We start from the raw sequence: 18,634 nt of genomic DNA, 5'->3' as shown, positions 1-18,634 counted from the left end.
GGCTCGACGCGCGGACGACTCATTGCGATCAACGTGACTAGCGAGCCGGTTTCGGACAGGACGGATGGGTACCCGCGGTGACCAGGTCGGCGACCGCGGCGCGCGGGTCACCGCTTTTGACCAGACCTTCGCCGACCAACACGGCGTCGGCGCCCGCCCCGGCGTAGGCCAACAGGTCCCCGGTACCGCGCACACCGGACTCGGCCACCCTGATCACGTTGCTGGGCAGCCCGGGTGCGATGCGCGCGAAGCAATCCCGGTCCACCTCCAGCGTCGTCAGGTCGCGGGCGTTGACACCGATCACCTTGGCCCCGGCCGTCAGCGCCCGGTCGGCCTCCTCCTCGGTGTGCACCTCCACCAATGCCGTCATCCCCAGGGATTCGATGCGGTCCAGCATCGACACCAGCGCCGACTGGTCCAGCGCGGCCACGATGAGCAACAACATGTCGGCGCCGTGGGCGCGGGCCTCGTGGATCTGATACGGCTGAATCACAAAGTCTTTGCGCAGGATCGGCGCCGAGACGGCGGCCCGCACGGCGTCGAGGTCGTCGAGCGAGCCGCGGAAGCGTCGCTCCTCGGTCAGCACGCTGATGATCCGCGCGCCGCCGTCCTCGTAAGCCCGGGCCAGCTTCGCCGGATCGGCGATGGTCGCCAGCGCGCCCGCCGACGGACTGGCGCGCTTCACCTCCGCGATGACACCGATGCCGGGCTGACGCAGCGCGGCCATCACGTCGAGCGGCGGCGCCGCCGCCGCGGCGGCGGCTTTGATCTCCGACAGGCCGATCAGGGCTTCGCGCGCGGCAACGTCGGCCCGGACTCCCTCGAGGATGGAGTCGAGCACAGTTGCCGGACTCATGCCTGTCGTTTCCTTCCCACTGCCATCCGGCTAGCCGCAACGATGCTTAGCCGATTCCGACGACGTCCATGAAGGGTAGCGGCCCTGGACGTGGGGCACATCACCGCCCCTCGCTGTCCGAGCCGTCGGCCCGCTCCGTGGGGTCGCGGCCCTCGTCAAGCGCATCCCAGATCATCCGTTCCGACATTCCCGGCGCCTCCTGCCCCTGCAGCATCGCCCCGCCGGCGCCATCCTGCAGTGCAATCGACCGGCGCGTCGCGGGTGCCGCGTATTTCGTTGCGCTCGAACGGGTCGACCCGGAATCCGCGGCCGCCCGCATCAGCAGAACGGAGGCGATCAGCGTGCACACGGCGGCCGCCACCGCCACCCCGGCACCCCCGTACTGCCGCTCGCTTCCCACCAGCGTCATCGTGGGGACGTGCGCCAAATCGGCGCCCCGCACCGCCACGTCCGGGACGACCCACAGGCTGATGCCGAGGTAGCCCACCGCCAGGCTGGCCGCGGCCAGCAGCGCCGCCAGCACGCGCAGGGCCCAGCCCCGCACCGCCAGCGCCGCGACGGCCGCCGCCAGCATCAGCAGCGCCAGCGGCAGCAGGGCCGTCGACCACGCCGCCCCGGACAAAGTCACGCGCTTGGGCGGGCCCAGCCCGTCGAACGAGCGGATCGTCACCCAGGGCAGCCGCGACGCCGCCCACAGCGCGCCGGCGGCGACCACCAGCAGCACCTGCGCGCTGCGGATCGCCAGCCGGGCCCGCCGGTCACCGGTCACGTCGGATCCGGGGCGGTCAGCGTCTCGGCGGCGGCGATCGCGTTCAGCACCGCGCGCGCCTTGTTGGACGCCTCGGTGTACTCGTAGGGCCCATTGGAGTCGGCCACCACCCCGCCGCCGGCCTGCACGTAGGCGGTGCCGTCGCGCATCAGCGCGGTGCGGATGGCGATCGCGAAGTCGGCGTTGCCGGCGAAGTCGAGGTAGCCGACCACCCCGCCGTAGAGGCCGCGGCGCGTCTTCTCCACCTCCTCGATGAGCTCCATCGCCCGCACCTTCGGCGCCCCCGACAACGTCCCGGCCGGGAAGCAGGCCGTCACCGCGTCCAGCGCGGTCCGGTGCTCGTCGAGCATCCCGGTCACCGTCGACACCAGGTGCATCACGTGGCTGTAGCGCTCGATGTGGCTGTAGTCCTCGACGCGCACGGTGCCCGGGGTGCACACGCGGCCGAGGTCGTTGCGGCCGAGGTCGACCAGCATCAGGTGCTCGGCGCGTTCCTTGTCGTCGGCCAGCAACTCCTTTTCCAGTAGCTGATCCTCTTCCTCGTTGTTGCCCCGCCACCGCGTCCCGGCGATCGGATGCGTGGTCGCCCAGCCGTCGGCGACGGTGACCAACGCTTCGGGGCTGGATCCGACGATCGAAAAGTCGGTTGCGCCATCGCTGTTCGGCACGTGCAGCAGGTACATGTAGGGGCTGGGATTGGTGGCCCGCAGCATCCGGTAGACGTCGATCGGATCGACGCCGGTGTCCATCTCGAAGCGCTGGGAGGGCACCACCTGGAAGGCCTCACCGGCCGCGATCTGCTCGACGAGGTAATCGACGATCTTGCCGTACTCCTCGACGGTGCGCTGCGCGCGGAACCGCGGTTCGGGCCTGCCGAACGTGGCGACCGTCGACGGCAGCGCCTGACCCAGCGCCGTCGTCATCACGTCGAGCCGCGCGACCGCGTCGTCGTAGGCCTCGTCGACGTGCTCGTCGGTGGCGTTCCAGTTCACCGCGTTGGCGATCAGGGTGATGGTGCCCTCGTGGTGGTCGACCGCGGCCACATCGGTGGCCAAAAGCAGCAGCAAGTCGGGCAGGTGCAGGTCGTCGGCGGCCAACTCGGGCAGCCGTTCCAGGCGCCGCACCAGGTCGTAGGCGAAGAAGCCGACCATCCCGCCCGACAGCGGCGGCAGCCCGGGCAGCGCGGCGGTGGCCAGCAACTCGAGCGTGGCCCGCAGCGCCCGCAGTGGGTCGCCGCCGGTGGGCGCGTCCTGCGGCGCGGCGCCCAGCCACACCGCCTGGCCGTCGCGCACGGTCAGCGCCGACGGCGCCCCCGCGCCGATGAACGACCACCGCGACCAGGACCGCCCGTTCTCGGCGGATTCCAGCAGGAAGGTGCCCGGGCGGTTGGCGGCGAGTTTGCGGTAGGCCGACAGGGGCGTCTCGCTGTCGGCCAGCACCTTGCGGGTCACCGGAACGACGCGGTGTTCTGCCGCCAGCCGGCGGAAGTCCTCCCGTGAGGTGGTGGCGGCGAAATGGTCGTGCACCGAACCATCCTCCCAGATGGGTGGCCGCGGTCCGCGGGCGTGACACCACGGCGATCTGCGGCCCGATTTTCCGCCGTGTGGTCACGCTCGCGGGCGGTAGCGTGACGGCCATGAAACCTGGTGAAACCGTGGCCGACTTCGAACTTCCCGACCAGACGGGAACGCCGCGCAAACTGAGCGCCCTGCTTGCCGACGGACCGGTGGTCCTGTTCTTCTACCCCGCCGCGATGACGCCGGGCTGCACCAAGGAAGCCTGCCACTTCCGCGACCTGGCCGCCGAATTCACCGCGGTCGGGGCGGTCCGCGTCGGCATCAGCGCCGACCCCGTCCACAAGCAGGCCAAGTTCGCCGAAATGCAGAAGTTCGACTATCCGCTGCTGTCGGACAGCGCCGGAACGGTGGCCGCGCAGTTCGGCGTCAAGCGCGGCCTGCTGGGCAAGCTGATGCCGGTCAAACGCACCACGTTCGTCATCGACACCGATCGCACGGTGCTCGACGTGATCGCCAGCGAGTTCAGCATGGACAGCCACGCCGACAAGGCGCTGCAGACGCTGCGGGCGCGCTCCGCTTCTTAGGCGCGAGCAGACGCAGAGTCGCACAAAAACGCCGGGCGGAGTGCGATTCTGCGTCTGCTCGCGCCACTCCGTCAGGGGATGACCGACAGGAGCACGTAGGCGGCCAGCAGCACCAGGTGCACCTCGCCCTGCAGCCGGGTGGCCCGCCCGGGCACCACGGTGAGCACGCTGATCACCACGGTCAGCGCGAACAGCACCAGCTGGGTGGCGCCCAGGCCCAGCAGCAGCGGACCCTCGAACCAGATCGAGGCCAGCGCGATGGCCGGGATCGTGAGCCCGATGCTGGCCAGCGCCGAGCCGTAGGCCAGGTTCAGGCTGGTCTGGATGCGGCCCTGCCGCGCCGCCCGCGCCGCCGCGAGCGTCTCGGGAAGCAGCACCAGCGCGGCGATCACCACCCCGACGAACGACTGCGGGAAACCGGCCGCCGATACCAGGTGTTCGATCGTCGGCGACTCCTCCTCGGCCAGCCCCACCACCGCGACCAGCGCCACCAGCAACAGACCCAGGCTGCGCAGCGCGGCGGCGGTGCTCGGCGGCTCGGCGTGGCTCTCGTCCTCGAAGAAGCTCTTCTGGCCCTTCTGCGTGACCGGCAGGAAGAAGTCCCGGTGCCGCACGTTCTGCGTGAAGACGAACAGCAGGTAGAGCCCCAGCGAGGCGACCGCGGCGAACGCCAGCTGACCCGGCGAGAACTCCTGTTTGCCCTGGGTCGTGGTGAACGAGGGCAGCGCCAGGCTCAGCGTGGCCAGCGTGGTGAGCGTGGCCAGCGCCGCGCCGCTGCCCTCGGCGTGGAACAGGGTCACGCCGTAACGGTGCGAACCGAGCAACAGCGACAGGCCCGCGATCCCGTTCGTGGTGATCATCAACGCGGCGAACACGGTGTCGCGGGCCAGCGTCGAGCTCTCGTGCCCGCCGGAGGCCATGAGCGTGACGATCAGCGCCAGCTCGATCGTCGTCACCGCCGTGGCCAGCACCAGCGACCCGAACGGCTCGCCGACCCGGTGCGCGACCACCTCCGCGTGGTGCACGGCGGCCAGCACGGCACCGATCAGGAACACCGCCAGCAGCAGGGCCAGTGCCGGCCCGACGTCCTCGCCCCAACTCAGCGCGAACGCGACGACGGCGAACAGGGGAACGGCCACCGTCCACGACACGCGTTTCGCCATCGCCCGTCATTGTCATCGAAGTTGCCCGGGAATGCGCGCGACATCGCCTATGCCGGCCGCAGGACCGCGACGAGGAACTCCGAGTCTTCGGCGAAGGGCCGCAGATCCCAGGTGGACAGCAACAGGTCGGGCGCCAGGCCGGCGGCCGCCGCGTCGTCGAGAAACTGGCCGAACGCGTAGTCGCGCCCGGCGCCGAAGCCGATCACCGCGCGGCCGTCGCGCCCGAGGTGGGCACGCACCCGGCTCAGCACCCGGCCCCGGGTGGTGGGGGCAAGGAACGCCATGACGTTGCCGGCCATGACGATGACGTCGAACGGCTCGGCGATGCCGCGCGCGGGCAGGTCGAGTTCGGCGAGGTCGCCGACGAGATAGCGGGGTCCGGGATGATCCTGCTCGGCCGCCGCGATCAGCACCGCGTCCACGTCGACGCCGACGACGTGATGGCCGGCCGCGGCCAGGTACCCGCCGAGTCGCCCGGGCCCGCACCCGGCGTCCAGGATGCGGGCGCCGCGGGGCACCATCGCATCGACGAACCGGGCCTCGCCGGCCAGGTCCTCACCGGCGCGGGCCATGGAACGGAAACGCTCCACATACCAGTGCGAGTGTTCGGGGTTCGCCGCGACCTTCTGCATCCAGAGACTTTGCTCGCCCATGCGACCATTGTCGGCCATTGCCGCAACACGGACCCGGTGTGCGAATGCCCGTTGCCGCGGTCACCGCCTCAGTAGCATGCTCACATGCCGAACAGCGACGGCCTTGCCGAAGGGGACGTGTTCGCCGGGTACACCATCGTTCGGCGCCTGGGTGCCGGCGGGATGGGTCAGGTGTATCTGGCGCAGCACCCCCGATTGCCCCGCCGCGACGCCCTGAAGATCCTGCCCGGCGACCTGACCGACAACCTGGAGTTCCGGCAGCGCTTCAACCGGGAGGCCGACCTGGCCGCCGGCCTCTACCACGAGCACATCGTCGGCATCCACGACCGCGGCGAACACGAAGGGCAGTTGTGGATCTCGATGGACTACGTCGAGGGCACCGACGCCGCGCAGCTGCTGCGCGGCGACTATCCGTCCGGGATGCCGAAAGCCGATGTAGTGCAGATCATCTCGGCTGTCGCCGATGCGCTCGACTACGCCCACTCCCGCGGCCTGCTGCATCGCGACGTCAAACCCGCCAACATCCTGCTGGGCACCGCGGGCCCGCGCCGGCGCATCCTGCTCGGCGATTTCGGCATCGCGCGCGAACTCGGCGAGATCAGCGGGCTGACCGCGACGAACATGCTGGTGGGCACGACCGCCTACTGTGCGCCCGAGCAGCTGCGCGGCGCCGACCTCGACCCGCGCGCCGATCAGTACGCGCTCGGCTGCACCGCGTTCAACCTGCTCGCCGGGTCCGCGCCGTTCGCGCACTCCAACCCGGCGGTGGTGATCGGGCATCACCTGTCGACGCCGCCGCCCCGCCTCAGCGACCGGCACCCGGCGCTGGCCGGGCTCGACGCGGTCATCGCCAGGGCGATGGCCAAGAGCCCCGACGAGCGCTTCGCCACCTGCGGGGAGTTCGCGGCGGCACTGGCCGGCCAGCCGGCCACCGCCCCGGCCCCGGTGACAGGCCGCGCCGACGCCGGCGTCGCGCCGACGCAGGTGATCGCGCGCCCGCCCGAGCCCGCGCCGAAAGCCCGCGGCGGCCGCCCGGGCCCGGTCACGGTGGTCGCGGCGCTGGTCGCCGTCGCGCTGGTCGGGGTGGCCGCGGTCGTCGGCATCCACCTGCTGGGCGGCAAGTCCCGCCCGCCGGCCGCCGGCACCCCCTCGCCCCCGGCGGCGGCGGCGCCGCTCGGCGGCGCGGTCGCGGCACCCCCGCCGACGGCGGTCCCGTCGGCGGCGCCGACGATCACGCTGTCCACCCAGATCACCGATCGATCCGGCGTGCTGGGGCCCGTCGAGCACGCGGCGGTCGAGCGGGCGCTCACCAAGCTCTACAACGACCGCGACACCCGGCTGTGGGTGGTGTACGTCAAGGACTTCGGCGGCCTGCGGTCGTTCCGGTGGGCCGAGAACGCGGTGCGCGCCAACGGGTTGGGCGACAGCGACGCCCTGCTGGCCATCGCCACCGACGAGCCGTCGTATTCGTTCCGGGTGCCCGGTGCGCTGGCCAACGGAACGGCCATCGACGTCGAGAAGATCCGCCGCGACCGCATCGGGCCGGCCGTCTACCACCGCGAGTGGGCCCGCGCCGCGATCGCCGCGGCCAACGGACTCGAGGGAGTGCCGGGTTAGCCCTCGGGCCCCAGCAGCAGGTCGGCGTCGAAACAACTGTGGTCGCCGGTGTGGCAGGCGCCGCCCACCTGGTCGACCGTCAGCAACACGGCGTCACCGTCGCAGTCCAGCCGCACCGAATGCACGTGCTGGGTGTGGCCCGAGGTCGCGCCCTTGACCCACTGCTGGGCGCGGGAGCGCGAATAGTAGGTCGCCTCACGGGTTTCCAGGGTGCGCGCCAGCGCCGCGTCGTCCATCCAGGCGACCATCAGCACGTCGCCGCTGCCCCGCTCCTGCACGACGGCGGTGAACAGGCCCTCGGCGTTGCGTTTCAGGCGTGCGGCGATGTCCGGGTCCAGCGTCATCGCACGACCAGCCCCGCTGCGGCCATGGCCGCTTTGACCTGCCCGATCGTGAGCTCGCGGAAGTGAAAGACGCTGGCCGCCAACACCGCATCCGCACCGGCCGCGACCGCGGGTGCGAAATGCTCGGCCGCGCCGGCGCCGCCACTGGCGATTACCGGCACCGTGACCGCCGAGCGCACCGCGCGCAGCATCGCCAGGTCGAACCCGGCCTTGGTGCCGTCGGCGTCCATCGAGTTCAGCAGGATCTCCCCCACGCCCAGGTCGGCCCCGCGGGACGCCCACTCGACGGCGTCGATGCCGGTGCCGCGGCGGCCCCCGTGGGTGGTGACCTCCCAGCCCGACGGGGTGGGCACCGACCCCGGCGGCACCGTGCGCGCGTCGACCGACAACACGATGCACTGCGAGCCGAACCGGCGCGCCATCTCTGCCAGCAGGTCGGGCCGGGCGATCGCGGCGGTGTTGACCGAGACCTTGTCGGCCCCCGCGCGCAGCAGGGTGTCGACGTCTTCGACCGTGCGCACCCCGCCGCCGACGGTCAGCGGGATGAACACCTGCTCGGCGGTGCGGCGCACCACGTCGAGCATCGTCGCCCTGCCCGACGACGACGCGGTCACGTCCAGGAAGGTCAGCTCGTCGGCGCCTTCGGCGTCGTAGGCGGCCGCCAGCTCCACGGGATCGCCGGCGTCGCGCAGGTTCTCGAAGTTGACGCCCTTGACGACGCGCCCGGCGTCGACATCCAGGCACGGGATCACGCGCACGGCAAGGCCGTTGGCGGACGTTGACGGACCCATCTCAGTAGTCCTCGGGTGCGCCGGTAGCGCGCAGCAGTTCGAGGATCTCGCCGTGCACGCCGGGCGCCGCGGCCAGCGCCGACCGCGCGGCGGGTGTCCACTCCTCACCGGCGAGGTTGGTGACGATGCCGCCGGCGGCCCGCACCAGCGCCACCCCGGCGGCGTGGTCCCAGATGTGGTCTCCGAAACTGATAGCCCCACCCAAGATCCCGTCGGCGACGTAGACGAGGTCGATGCCGGTGGAGCCGTGCATGCGCAGCCGCGACGACACCCGGCTGAGGTTTTCCAGCACGGCCATCCGATACCGTCCGGGGAAGCGGCCCCGCGCGTCGGCGCTGAACGTGCCGACCCCGACCAGGCTGTCGGCCAGTTTGGTGTCGGCCAGCGGCGGCTGCGGCACACCGTTTTTCAGCAACGGGCCCCCGGCGACGGCGGTGTAGCGCTCGTCGACGAACGGCAGCCAGGTCAGGCCCGCGACCGGGTCCCCGTCGTGCAGCAGGGCCAGCAGGATCGCGGCCATCGGTGACCCCGCGGCGTAGTTGAAGGTGCCGTCGATCGGGTCCAGCACCCACACCCACGGCTCGTCGAGGTCGGCGCCGCCGAACTCCTCGCCGTGCACGCCGATCCCGGTGGCCTCGACCAGGGCGGCGACCACCTGCCGCTCGATCGCCAGGTCGATCTCGGTGGCGAAGTCGTTGCCCTTCTTGGCGACCGCCGAGTCGGCCCGGTGGCCGTCCAGGAACCGGGGCACGACGGCGTCGAGGATCACCGACGCCTGGGCGACCAACGCGTGGAGGTCCATCGCGACCCTATGCCCGCACCGCGGCCAGCGCCTGCGGCAGGGTGAACCGCCCGGCGTAGAGGGCCTTGCCCACGATGGCGCCCTCCACGCCGCGGCCGGCCAGGGTGGCGATCGCGCGCAGGTCGTCGAGGCTGGACACGCCGCCGGAGGCGATCACCGGGGCTTCGGTGCGCTCGGCGACGCGGGCCAGCAGGTCCAGGTTGGGCCCGCCCAGCGTGCCGTCCTTGGTGACGTCGGTGACGACGTAGCGCGAACAGCCTTCGCCGTCAAGGCGTTCCAGCACCTCCCACAGGTCGCCGCCGTCGGTCTCCCAGCCGCGCCCGCGCAGCCGGTGCCGTCCGTCGTCGATCTGGACGTCCAGCCCGACGGCCACCCTGTCGCCGTGCTCGGCGATCGCCCGGGCGCACCACTGCGGGTTCTCCAGCGCCGCGGTGCCCAGGTTCACCCGGGCGCAGCCGGTGGCCAGCGCCGCGGCCAGGGAGTCGTCGTCGCGGATGCCGCCGGACAGTTCCACCCGCACGTCGAGCTTGCCGACCACCTCGGCGAGCAGCTCGCGGTTGGAGCCGCGGCCGAAGGCGGCGTCCAGGTCCACCAGGTGGATCCATTCGGCGCCGTCGCGCTGCCAGGTCAGCGCGGCGTCCAGCGCCGAACCGTACTCGGTCTCACTGCCCGCCTTGCCCTGCACCAGGCGGACGGCACGGCCCTCGACCACGTCGACGGCGGGTAACAGAATCAGCACATCTCCTCCTGGGCGCCGAAAGTGCAACTGGCGACGCGGCTTCTCGGCATTCGCGTAGCGGAATGCACCTTCGCGCAAAGCTTCACAACCCCTCGACCCAATTGCTCAGCACGACCGCACCGGCATCCCCGCTCTTCTCGGGATGAAACTGGGTGGCGGACAGCGCACCGTCCTCGACCGCGGCCAGAAAGGGCACCCGGTGGGTGGCCCAGGTCAGCATCGCCTCCGGCGCACCCTCCCAGCGCTGCGCGGCGTAGGAGTGCACGAAGTAGAACCGGGTGTCGGCGTCCAGGCCCTTGAACAGCACGCTGCCCGGCGCGGCGTCCACCACGTTCCACCCCATGTGCGGGATCACCGGGGCGCGCAGCCGGGTGACCTCCCCCGGCCATTGCCCGCAGCCTTTGGTCTGCGCCCCGAACTCGATGCCTCGGGCGAACAGGATCTGCATGCCGACGCACACCCCCAGCACCGGGCGGCCGGCGGCGACCCGCTCGGCGATGATGTTCTGGCCGCCGATTCTGCCCAGGCCGTTCATGCACGCCTCGAAGGCGCCGACGCCGGGCACCACCAGCCCGTCGGCGGCAGCGGCGGCCGCGGCGTCGGAGGTCACCTCGACCGACGCGCCGACCCGCTGCAGCGCACGCTGCGCCGACCGCAGATTGCCCGAGCCGTAGTCCAGGACCACAACGGATTTCTTCGGGGAAGTTGGCGTCACAGAACGCCTTTGGTGGACGGCACGCCCGACACCCGGGGATCGGGCTCGACAGCCTGGCGCAACGCGCGGGCCACGGCCTTGTACTGCGCCTCGGTGATGTGGTGCGGGTCGCGCCCGTAGAGGACCCGGACGTGCAGCGCGATTTGGGCGTTGGCGGCCAGCGACTCGAACACGTGCCGGTTGGCGACGGTGTGGTATGGCACCGAGCTGCCCGCGATGGTGGTGCGCAACAGGTGATCCGGCTCCCCGGTGTGCACGCAGTAGGCCCGCCCGGACACGTCGACCGCGGCGTGGGCCAGCGTCTCGTCCATCGGGATGAACGCGTCCCCGAAGCGGCGGATGCCCTTCTTGTCGCCGAGCGCCTCCCGCAGCGCCAGGCCCAGCGCGATCGCGGTGTCCTCGATGGTGTGGTGCCCCTCGATCTCGACGTCGCCCTTGCTGCGCACGGTCAGGTCGAAGCTGGCGTGGCTGCCCAGCGCCGTGAGCATGTGGTCGTAGAACGGGACACCGGTGTCGACGTGGACCTGACCCGTGCCGTCGAGGTCCAGTTCGATGACGATGTCGGACTCGCGGGTACGACGCTCGATGCGCGCGCGGCGGGTTTTCCCGGCGGTTTCAGTCGCGGTCACGGTGCTCCTACGGGGGTGACGGGCGCCAGCTCGGTGGCGGCGATGTGGGCGCTGGACCGCAGAAACGCGTCGTTCTCCTCGGCCAGGCCCGTGGTGGCGCGCAAATAGCCGCGGATGCCGACGTCGCGGATCAGCACGCCGTCGTCCAGGTAGCGCTGCCAGGCGGCCGGCGCGTCGGCGAACTCCCCGAACAGCACGAAGTTCGCGTCGCTCGGGATGACGCGGAAACCCATGTCGCGCAGGGCTTTCGTGACACGCTCCCGCTCGGCGATCAGCGCGGCGACGCTGCCCAGGGTGTCGTCGGCGTGCCGCAGAGCGGCCCGCGCCGCGGCCTGGGTGACCGAGGAGAGGTGGTAGGGCAACCGCACCAGCAGCAGCGCGTCGATCAGCGCCGGAGTGGCAACCAGATAGCCGAGCCTGCCGCCGGCGAAGGCGAACGCCTTGCTCATGGTGCGGGTGACGACCAGCCGCGTCGGGTACTCCCCGACCAGCGTCACCGCGCTGGGCTGCGCGGAGAACTCGCCGTAGGCCTCGTCGACGATCAGGATGCCCGGCACCACGTCGAGCAGCCGCCGCAGGTCGGGCAGCGAGATGCTCTGCCCCGAAGGGTTGTTGGGGCTGGCGACGAACACCACGTCGGGCTTGTTCTCGACGATGGCGGTGACCGCGGCATCGACGTCGAGGCTGAAGTCGTCGGCGCGGGCGGCCTCGATCCATTCGGTCTGGGTGCCGTCGGAGATGATCGGGTGCATCGAGTAGGACGGGACGAACCCGATCGCGGAGCGCCCCGGCCCGCCGAAGGCCTGCAGCAGCTGCTGCAGAATCTCGTTGGAACCATTCGCCGCCCAGACATTTTCGACGCCCACCCGGGCGCCGGTCTGGGCGGTGAGGTAGCCGGCCAGATCGCGGCGCAGGGCCACCGCGTCGCGGTCGGGGTAGCGGTGCAGTTCGGCGGCCGCCGCGCCCACCGAGCGCGTGACGTCCTCGACGAGCGCCGCGGTGGGCGGGTGCGGGTTCTCGTTGGTGTTGAGACGCACCGGCACCTCCAATTGCGGTGCCCCGTAAGGGGATTTGCCCCGCAGGTCCTCGCGCAGCGGCAGGTCCGCGAGGGTGGGGTTCTCGGGCGTGCTCATCGCTCGAACCTCCGCCGCACCGCCACACCGTGGGCAGGCAGGTCCTCGGACTTGGCCAGCGTGACCACGTGCCCGGACACGTCCTTGAGGGCCGCCTCGGTGTAGTCGACGACATGGATGCCGCGCAGGAAGGTCTGCACGGACAGGCCGCTGGAATGCCGCGCGCTGCCCGCCGTCGGCAGCACGTGGTTGGATCCCGCGCAGTAGTCGCCGAGGCTCACCGGCGCGTACGGGCCCACGAAAATAGCCCCGGCCGAACGGATCCGCCCGGCCACCCCCGCCGCGTCGGCGGTCTGGATCTCCAGGTGCTCGGCGGCGTAGGCGTTGACGACGTCGACCCCGGCGTCCAGGTCGTCGACCAGGATGATCGCCGACTGGGGCCCGCCGAGTGCGGTGCTCACGCGCTGGTGGTGCACCGTGGTCCGAAGCTGGTCGGCCAGTTCGGCGTCGGTGGCGTCGGCCAGGTCCGCGCTGGGGGTCACCAGCACGCTGGCGGCCATCTCGTCGTGTTCGGCCTGGCTGATCAGGTCGGCGGCCACGTGCGCCGGGTCGGCGGTGTGGTCGGCCAGGATGGCGATCTCGGTCGGTCCGGCCTCGGCGTCGATGCCCACCTGCGAGCGGCAGAGCCGCTTGGCGGCGGTGACGTAGATGTTGCCGGGCCCGGTGATCATGTCGACCGGCGCCAGGTCGGCCCCATCGGTGTCGGTGCCGCCGTAGGCCAGCAGCGCCACCGCCTGCGCGCCGCCCACGGCCCACACCTCGTCGACGCCCAGCAGCGCGGCCGCGGCCAGGATCGTCGGGTGCGGCAGGCCATCAAAACGGGCCTGCGGGGGGCTGGCCACCACCAGCGACGCGACGCCGGCAGCCTGCGCGGGCACCACGTTCATCACCACGCTCGACGGGTACACCGCGTTGCCGCCGGGCACATACAGCCCGACCCGCTCGACCGGGACCCACCGCTCGGTGACCGTCGCGCCCGGACCGAGCGTGGTCGTCACGTCGGCGCGACGCTGGTCGGCGTGCACGGCGCGGGTGCGCTCGATCATCACCGCCAACGCGTCGCGCACCTGGGGGTCCAGCCCGGACAGCGCCGCGGCCAGCGCGGCGCCGGGCACGCGGACCGCGGGAGGCCGCACGCGATCGAACTGCTCTCCGAATTCCAGCGCCGCCGCGGCACCGCGCTCGGCGACGGCGGCCACGATCGGGCGCACCTTCGGCAGGACGCTTTCCACATCGGCGCCCCCGCGCGGCAGCGCCGCCCGCAGCCGGGCAGCCGTCAACTCCGTGCCCCGCAGGTCGATGCGGGCGATCACGGGGGCTGAAGGGGTACTCATCGCCTCCATTGTCCCAGAGCAACTCAAGTCGTTATCCGGCCGGTACAGTGCCCGTAGACACCGCATTGGAAAGGGAGCCGTCATGGCCGCAAAGGATCACCCCAACAACGCGCCGGGCGTCCCGATGGTGTTCCCTCCCTGGTTCGAGCGCTTCCAGATCAAATACTTCAACCCGGCGGTCAAGCCGTTCGCGCGTTTTCTGCCCGGAACCGCGACCATCACCCATCGCGGCCGCAAGTCCGGGAAGGCCTACGAGACCATCATCACGCCCTACCGCAAGGGACACGTGCTGGCGATCGCTCTGGGCCACGGCAAGACCAACTGGGTCAAGAACGTGCTGGCCGCCGGCGAGGCCGACGTGCAGTTCAGCCGCAACCGGGTGGTGCACCTCACCAATACGCGCATTCTGCCGGCCGGTTACGAGGGGCCCGAGGCCGACGCGCTACCGCGGATGGCGCGCATGCAATTGCGGCGCATCGGGGTGTTCGTCGCCGATATCGCCTGAGGCCGGGGCGTTCCGCGCGTCGAGACATAAACCAGCGCCCGGCGCATCGGCGTGTCGTGTGCGTGGTTTATGTGTCGCGGCAGGGCCGGGCGCGGGCATCACATGTCCAGGCCGATGTCGAGCACGCGCACCGAATGGGTGAGCGCCCCGACGGCCAGGTAGTCCACGCCGGTGGCGGCGTAGGTCGCCGCCGTGTCGAGGCCGAGCCCACCCGACGACTCCAGCAGCACCGTCGGTGCGCGGGTGTCGCGGCGCTGCACGGCGATCTGCGTCTGCCACACCGCGAAGTTGTCCAGCAGGACCAGCTCGGGCTTCTCGGCCAGCACCGCGTCCAGTTGCTCGAGGGAGTCGACTTCGACCTCGCAGGGCAGGTCGGGGGCCGCCTCGCGCACCGCGCGCAGCGCCTCGACCACCGACCCGGCGGCCACCACGTGGTTGTCCTTGATCAACGCGGCGTCGCCGAGCCCGAGCCGGTGGTTGACGCCCCCACCGACGCGCACCGCGTATTTCTGCAGCAGCCGCAGGCCGGGCAGGGTTTTGCGGGTGTCGCGGACCTTGGCCTTGGTGCCCTCCACGGCCACCACCCAGGCCGCGGTCGCGGTGGCGATCCCCGAGAGGTGGCAGATCAGGTTGAGCATGGTGCGCTCCGCGGTCAGCAGCCCACGGGTGGGCGCCCGCACGGTCAGCAGCGCCTCCCCCGGCTGCAGGCGGGCCCCGTCCTCGACGCGGTGCACCACCTCATAGCCGCCGGCGCCGAGCACCTCGTCGAGCACCAGCAACGCGACGTCCACCCCGGCGACCACGCCGGGCTCGCGGGGCACCATCGACGCGGTGGCCGCCGCGTCACCGGGAACCGTCGCCAGCGTGGTCACGTCGGGCCCGTAGCACAGATCCTCGTCGAGACCGCGCCGGATGGTGTCCAGGGCGGCGGCCCGTTCGGCGTCGGACAACATCGTCACCCGACCACCGCCAGCGTTTCGACCAGCACCGCCGTGCGGTCCCCGGCCAGCCGCAGGACGCTGCTGCGGGCCTGCTCCGGCGCCGCGTCGGGGTGTTCGGCGCGATGATGGCAACCCCGGCTCTCGGTGCGGGCCAGGGCCGCGGCGGTCACCGCGCGGGCCGTCATCGTCAGTGCGACGTCCTCGAAATCGCGCCGGCCCGCGACGCGACGCACCGGCGCCGCGGACAAAATCTCGGACAGCCGCCGCAGCCCGGCCGCGTCGCGCACGACCGCCGCGTCACGGCTCATCGCGCGCTGCAGGTCCTCGCGTCGCGGCGCGGCGTAGGTCAGCGGCTCGGGCACCTCGGCGTGCACCCGCCCGGCCGCCGACGCGTGCGCGGCGGCGGCCTTGCCGGCGCGGCCGCCGACCACCAGCCCTTCCAGCAGGCTGTTGGACGCCAGGCGGTTCGCGCCGTGCATCCCGGTGCGGGCGACCTCGCCGGCCGCGAACAGCCCCGGCAGCTCGGTGCGGCCGGACACGTCGGTGACGATGCCGCCGCAGCTGTAGTGCGCGCCCGGGACGACCGGCATGGGCTGGCGGACGGGGTCGATGCCGGCGGCCCGGCACGCGGCGGTGACGGTCGGGAACCGGGCCTCGAAGCCGTCGATGCCGCGGGCGTCGAGCAGGACGTACGGGTCGCCGGTGGCCCTCATCCGGGCGTCGATCGCGGCCGCGACGATGTCGCGCGGCGCCAGATCCGCCATCGGGTGAACGCCGGCCATGATCGAATTGCCCTGCCGGTCAAGCAGTATCGCGCCCTCGCCGCGGATCGCCTCGGTGACCAGCGGACGGCGGCCGCCCGCGCCGGCCCGGAACAGCATCGTCGGGTGGAACTGGATGAACTCGACGTCGCTGACCGCGACCCCGGCCCACAGCGCCAACGCGATCCCGTCGCCGGTCGACCCGCTCGGGTTGGTGGTGGCGCCGTAGAGGTGCCCGAGCCCTCCGGAGGCCAGGATCACCGACGGCGCGCTGATGATCCCGTAACCGTCCGGATTGGCCACCAGCACCCCGGTGACCGCCCCGCCGTCGTGCAGCACCCGCAGGGCCACGTGGCCGGTGCGGATGTCCAGGACGGCCGCGGCGTGGTCGAGCGCGCGCTGCACCTCGGCGCCCGTGGCGTCGCCGCCGGCGTGCACGATCCGGCGCCGGGAATGCCCGCCCTCGCGCGTCAAGGCCCACCGGCCCGGGGCCGCCTCGTCGAATCGTGCTCCGTCACCGACCAACTCGGTCACCGCGCGGTAGCCGTCGGCGACGATCGAGGTGACCGCGTCGGCATCGCACAGGCCCGCGCCGGCGGCCAGGGTGTCGGCGACGTGGGCGTCGACCGAATCGTCGTTGTCGGGCAACACCACCGCGATGCCGCCCTGGGCGTAGTGGGTGGCGGTCGTGCCGTGGGTCCGGTCGGCCTTGGACAGCACCACGACGCGGCGGCCGGCGCGCTGGGCGGCCAGGGCGGCGGCCAACCCGCCGACGCCCGTGCCGATCACGACGACGTCGGCGCTGTCCGTCCACGCCGCAGCGGTGATCATTCCCCGCCGCCCGGCTGCCCGATCTCGATCATGCGCTGCACGCTGCGCCGCCCCGCCGTGGCGATCTGCGGGTCGACGTCGACCTCGTCGGCCCCCTCCACCAGGCAGCGCAGCAGGGCGGCGGGGGTGATCATCTTCATGTAGCGGCACGACGCGCGATCGTTGACAGCCTGGAAGTCCACTTCCGGTGCCGCCCGGCGCAACTGGTAGAGCATGCCGACCTCGGTGGCGACCAGCACCTTGCGGGCCTGCGTGGCGTTGGCGGCATCCAGCATGCCGCCGGTGGACAGGATCTTCACCCGGTCCGCGGGAAAGGCGCCCTCGCCGGCGAGGTACAACGCCGAAGTGGCACAACCACATTCGGGATGCACATACAGCTCGGCGTCGGGGTTCGCGCGCGCCCGGTCGGCCAGTTCGTCGCCGTTGATGCCGGCGTGCACGTGGCATTCACCGGCCCACACGTGCAGGTTGGTGCGCCCGGTGACGCGACGGACGTGCGCGCCCAGGAATTGGTCCGGGCAGAACAGCACCTCGCGGTCGGGGTCGATGGATGCGACCACGTCGACGGCGTTGGACGACGTGCAGCAGATGTCGGTGAGCGCCTTGACCGCCGCGCTGGTGTTGACATAGGAGACGACGACGGCGCCGGGGTGTTCGTCCTTCCAGTCGCGCAGGTCCTCGGGGGTGATCGAGTCGGCCAGCGAGCACCCGGCCCGCTGGTCGGGGATGAGCACGGTCTTATCGGGACTGAGGATCTTGGCGGTCTCGGCCATGAAGTGCACGCCGCAGAACACGATGGTGTCCTCGGGCGCCTCGGCGGCGATCCGCGACAGCGCCAGCGAGTCCCCTACGTGGTCGGCGACGTCCTGGATGGCGGGCAGTTGGTAGTTGTGCGCCAGGACGGTCGCGTTGCGCTGCTTGGCCAGGCGGCGGATCTCGGCGGCCCACTGCTCGTCGGCATCCACCCCGGTGTAGCCGGAGGGCGAATCGGTGATGCCGGTGATCTTGTTTGTGGTGTCTTCAGCGAGCGTGTCCATGCCTTTCAGCACCGTCACGGCCGCTCCTTTCGGCTAGGAGGTTTTCGACTTAGAATCGAAAACATGTCCAATGGTAACACCGCGCACGAAGTGCTCGCCGTCGTGTTCCAGGTTCGCCGTGCGGCCGAGCAGGTTAAGGCGGGGGCGCGAAAAGAAAAACCGCAGCTTAACGTGCTGTTATGGCAGCGCGCCAAGGACCCGCAGCAGGGCGCCTGGTCACTGCCGGGCGGGCGGTTGCGCAACGACGAGGACATGACCACCTCGGTCCGGCGCCAACTGGCCGAGAAGGTCGACCTGCGCGAGCTGGCGCATCTCGAGCAACTGGCGGTCTTCTCCGACCCTCACCGGGTGCCCGGCAACACCCGGGTGATCGCGTCGACGTTCCTGGGCCTGGTGCCCTCCCCCGCCACCCCCGAGCTGCCACCGGACACCCGTTGGCATCCGGTGAGTTCGCTGCCGCCGATGGCCTTCGATCACGGGCCGATGGTGACCCACGCGCGTGCCCGGCTGGTGGCCAAGATGTCCTACACCAACATCGGGTTTGCGTTGGCGCCCAAGGAGTTCGCGCTGTCCGCACTGCGCGACATCTACGGCGCCACGCTGGGCCACCCGGTCGACGCGACGAACCTGCAGCGGGTCCTGGTCCGGCGCGGGGTCATCACCCAGACCGGTACCATCGCGCAGTCGGGGCGCAGCGGCGGGCGGCCGGCGGCGCTGTACCACTTCGTCGACTCCCAGCTGCGGGTCACCGAAGAATTTGCCGCGTTCCGGCCCCCCGGCCAGCCGTGAAGGTTTGGGACCCACCCCGCGGGGCTATCTGAGGTGGCAACCGGCTGCGGCGGCCCATCTGCCCGGACATCGCCGCAGGTGAGCGGACCGACCGACACGAACCGGCTCACACTGCGGCGATTAC

20 protein-coding genes are annotated in these 18,634 nt (G+C 71.7%); 4 read left to right on the top strand and 16 right to left on the bottom strand.

Annotation, left to right across the window (positions count from 1 at the left end; genetic code table 11):
* Positions 1–37: 37 nt before the first annotated feature.
* The 3 genes from trpC to ACJ512_RS12685 all read right to left on the bottom strand — a co-directional run bounded on the left by trpC (position 38) and on the right by ACJ512_RS12685 (position 3,151).
* The gene (gene trpC, locus ACJ512_RS12695) at positions 38–856 is read right to left on the bottom strand and encodes an indole-3-glycerol phosphate synthase TrpC (protein WP_407688055.1); all 819 of its coding nucleotides are present in this window, start codon (positions 854–856) and stop codon (positions 38–40) included.
* Between the two features lie 100 nt (positions 857–956).
* Entirely contained in the window at positions 957–1,625 is a 669-nt protein-coding gene (locus ACJ512_RS12690; protein WP_407688056.1) for a TIGR02234 family membrane protein, read from the bottom strand.
* On the bottom strand, positions 1,622–3,151 hold the full coding sequence (locus ACJ512_RS12685) for an anthranilate synthase component I (RefSeq protein WP_407688057.1): 1,530 nt from the start codon (positions 3,149–3,151) through the stop codon (positions 1,622–1,624). The genes ACJ512_RS12690 and ACJ512_RS12685 overlap by 4 nt, the downstream gene beginning before the upstream one ends.
* A gap of 110 nt (positions 3,152–3,261) precedes the next feature.
* Here ACJ512_RS12685 and ACJ512_RS12680 point away from each other — a divergent pair, with 110 nt between their 5' ends.
* Positions 3,262–3,726, top strand: a complete 465-nt coding sequence (locus ACJ512_RS12680) for a peroxiredoxin (RefSeq protein ID WP_407688058.1) — start codon at positions 3,262–3,264, stop codon at positions 3,724–3,726.
* Positions 3,727–3,797: 71 nt separating this feature from the next.
* Here the strand turns inward: ACJ512_RS12680 and ACJ512_RS12675 are convergent, their stop codons facing one another.
* Positions 3,798–4,889, bottom strand: coding sequence for a calcium:cation antiporter (locus ACJ512_RS12675; RefSeq protein WP_407688059.1), 1,092 nt, complete (start codon positions 4,887–4,889; stop codon positions 3,798–3,800).
* Positions 4,890–4,936: 47 nt separating this feature from the next.
* Complete coding sequence (locus ACJ512_RS12670) at positions 4,937–5,542, bottom strand: class I SAM-dependent methyltransferase (protein WP_407688060.1); 606 nt, start codon at positions 5,540–5,542, stop codon at positions 4,937–4,939.
* Between the two features lie 84 nt (positions 5,543–5,626).
* On the opposite strand from ACJ512_RS12670, the gene ACJ512_RS12665 reads away from it, so the two are divergent.
* A complete protein-coding gene (locus ACJ512_RS12665) occupies positions 5,627–7,159 on the top strand; it encodes a serine/threonine-protein kinase (protein WP_461480070.1) in 1,533 nt (510 codons plus the stop codon).
* Here the strand turns inward: ACJ512_RS12665 and hisI are convergent.
* The 8 genes from hisI to hisD form a co-directional block, all read right to left on the bottom strand.
* On the bottom strand, positions 7,156–7,503 hold the full coding sequence (gene hisI / locus ACJ512_RS12660) for a phosphoribosyl-AMP cyclohydrolase (RefSeq protein WP_407688793.1): 348 nt from the start codon (positions 7,501–7,503) through the stop codon (positions 7,156–7,158). The genes ACJ512_RS12665 and hisI overlap by 4 nt on opposite strands.
* A complete protein-coding gene (gene hisF, locus ACJ512_RS12655; RefSeq protein WP_407688792.1) occupies positions 7,500–8,294 on the bottom strand; it encodes an imidazole glycerol phosphate synthase subunit HisF in 795 nt (264 codons plus the stop codon). The genes hisI and hisF overlap by 4 nt, the downstream gene beginning before the upstream one ends.
* 1 nt (position 8,295) lies before the next feature.
* Complete coding sequence (locus ACJ512_RS12650) at positions 8,296–9,096, bottom strand: inositol monophosphatase family protein (RefSeq protein ID WP_407688791.1); 801 nt, start codon at positions 9,094–9,096, stop codon at positions 8,296–8,298.
* A 7-nt stretch (positions 9,097–9,103) separates the two neighbouring features.
* Positions 9,104–9,835, bottom strand: a complete 732-nt coding sequence (gene priA / locus ACJ512_RS12645; protein WP_407688790.1) for a bifunctional 1-(5-phosphoribosyl)-5-((5-phosphoribosylamino)methylideneamino)imidazole-4-carboxamide isomerase/phosphoribosylanthranilate isomerase PriA — start codon at positions 9,833–9,835, stop codon at positions 9,104–9,106.
* Between the two features lie 82 nt (positions 9,836–9,917).
* The gene (gene hisH / locus ACJ512_RS12640) at positions 9,918–10,550 is read right to left on the bottom strand and encodes an imidazole glycerol phosphate synthase subunit HisH (protein WP_407688789.1); all 633 of its coding nucleotides are present in this window, start codon (positions 10,548–10,550) and stop codon (positions 9,918–9,920) included.
* Positions 10,547–11,179, bottom strand: coding sequence for an imidazoleglycerol-phosphate dehydratase HisB (hisB, locus tag ACJ512_RS12635; protein WP_407688788.1), 633 nt, complete (start codon positions 11,177–11,179; stop codon positions 10,547–10,549). The genes hisH and hisB overlap by 4 nt, the downstream gene beginning before the upstream one ends.
* On the bottom strand, positions 11,176–12,312 hold the full coding sequence (locus ACJ512_RS12630; protein ID WP_407688787.1) for a histidinol-phosphate transaminase: 1,137 nt from the start codon (positions 12,310–12,312) through the stop codon (positions 11,176–11,178). The genes hisB and ACJ512_RS12630 overlap by 4 nt, the downstream gene beginning before the upstream one ends.
* Positions 12,309–13,625, bottom strand: coding sequence for a histidinol dehydrogenase (gene hisD, locus ACJ512_RS12625; protein WP_407688797.1), 1,317 nt, complete (start codon positions 13,623–13,625; stop codon positions 12,309–12,311). The genes ACJ512_RS12630 and hisD overlap by 4 nt, the downstream gene beginning before the upstream one ends.
* Before the next feature lie 103 nt (positions 13,626–13,728).
* On the opposite strand from hisD, the gene ACJ512_RS12620 reads away from it, so the two are divergent.
* The gene (locus ACJ512_RS12620) at positions 13,729–14,151 is read left to right on the top strand and encodes a nitroreductase family deazaflavin-dependent oxidoreductase (protein WP_407688786.1); all 423 of its coding nucleotides are present in this window, start codon (positions 13,729–13,731) and stop codon (positions 14,149–14,151) included.
* Between the two features lie 98 nt (positions 14,152–14,249).
* Here the strand turns inward: ACJ512_RS12620 and nadC are convergent, their stop codons facing one another.
* From nadC to nadA, 3 genes are read right to left on the bottom strand one after another with little or no spacing between them, the layout of a single operon-like run.
* Positions 14,250–15,104: a carboxylating nicotinate-nucleotide diphosphorylase gene (gene nadC / locus ACJ512_RS12615; RefSeq protein ID WP_407688796.1), complete on the bottom strand. Its 855-nt coding sequence runs from the start codon at positions 15,102–15,104 to the stop codon at positions 14,250–14,252.
* 2 nt (positions 15,105–15,106) lie between these two features.
* Positions 15,107–16,684: an L-aspartate oxidase gene (locus ACJ512_RS12610; protein ID WP_407688785.1), complete on the bottom strand. Its 1,578-nt coding sequence runs from the start codon at positions 16,682–16,684 to the stop codon at positions 15,107–15,109.
* Positions 16,681–17,739, bottom strand: a complete 1,059-nt coding sequence (nadA, locus tag ACJ512_RS12605) for a quinolinate synthase NadA (protein WP_407688784.1) — start codon at positions 17,737–17,739, stop codon at positions 16,681–16,683. The genes ACJ512_RS12610 and nadA overlap by 4 nt, the downstream gene beginning before the upstream one ends.
* Positions 17,740–17,784: 45 nt before the next feature.
* On the opposite strand from nadA, the gene ACJ512_RS12600 reads away from it, so the two are divergent.
* Positions 17,785–18,510 (top strand): NUDIX hydrolase, encoded by a 726-nt coding sequence (locus ACJ512_RS12600; RefSeq protein ID WP_407688783.1) that lies wholly within the window; start codon positions 17,785–17,787, stop codon positions 18,508–18,510.
* Positions 18,511–18,634: the final 124 nt, after the last annotated feature.

The organism is Mycobacterium cajalii (assembly GCF_045809005.2).
In the GTDB taxonomy this organism is placed as follows: Bacteria; Actinomycetota; Actinomycetes; order Mycobacteriales; family Mycobacteriaceae; genus Mycobacterium.
Note: the sequence above shows the minus strand (reverse complement) of the source record. Positions and strands in the feature narration are given on the sequence as shown.

Coding starts and splice junctions, on each gene's coding strand:
- hisF (WP_407688792.1), bottom strand. CDS start 8,294: ATGGGTCCGTCAACGTCCGCCAACGGCCTTGCCGTGCGCGTGATCCCG.
- ACJ512_RS12670 (WP_407688060.1), bottom strand. CDS start 5,542: ATGGGCGAGCAAAGTCTCTGGATGCAGAAGGTCGCGGCGAACCCCGAA.
- ACJ512_RS12600 (WP_407688783.1), top strand. CDS start 17,785: ATGTCCAATGGTAACACCGCGCACGAAGTGCTCGCCGTCGTGTTCCAG.
- hisI (WP_407688793.1), bottom strand. CDS start 7,503: ATGACGCTGGACCCGGACATCGCCGCACGCCTGAAACGCAACGCCGAG.
- trpC (WP_407688055.1), bottom strand. CDS start 856: ATGAGTCCGGCAACTGTGCTCGACTCCATCCTCGAGGGAGTCCGGGCC.
- ACJ512_RS12665 (WP_461480070.1), top strand. CDS start 5,627: ATGCCGAACAGCGACGGCCTTGCCGAAGGGGACGTGTTCGCCGGGTAC.
- ACJ512_RS12650 (WP_407688791.1), bottom strand. CDS start 9,096: ATGGACCTCCACGCGTTGGTCGCCCAGGCGTCGGTGATCCTCGACGCC.
- ACJ512_RS12630 (WP_407688787.1), bottom strand. CDS start 12,312: ATGAGCACGCCCGAGAACCCCACCCTCGCGGACCTGCCGCTGCGCGAG.
- ACJ512_RS12680 (WP_407688058.1), top strand. CDS start 3,262: ATGAAACCTGGTGAAACCGTGGCCGACTTCGAACTTCCCGACCAGACG.
- ACJ512_RS12675 (WP_407688059.1), bottom strand. CDS start 4,889: ATGGCGAAACGCGTGTCGTGGACGGTGGCCGTTCCCCTGTTCGCCGTC.
- ACJ512_RS12610 (WP_407688785.1), bottom strand. CDS start 16,684: ATGATCACCGCTGCGGCGTGGACGGACAGCGCCGACGTCGTCGTGATC.
- ACJ512_RS12620 (WP_407688786.1), top strand. CDS start 13,729: ATGGCCGCAAAGGATCACCCCAACAACGCGCCGGGCGTCCCGATGGTG.
- nadC (WP_407688796.1), bottom strand. CDS start 15,104: ATGTTGTCCGACGCCGAACGGGCCGCCGCCCTGGACACCATCCGGCGC.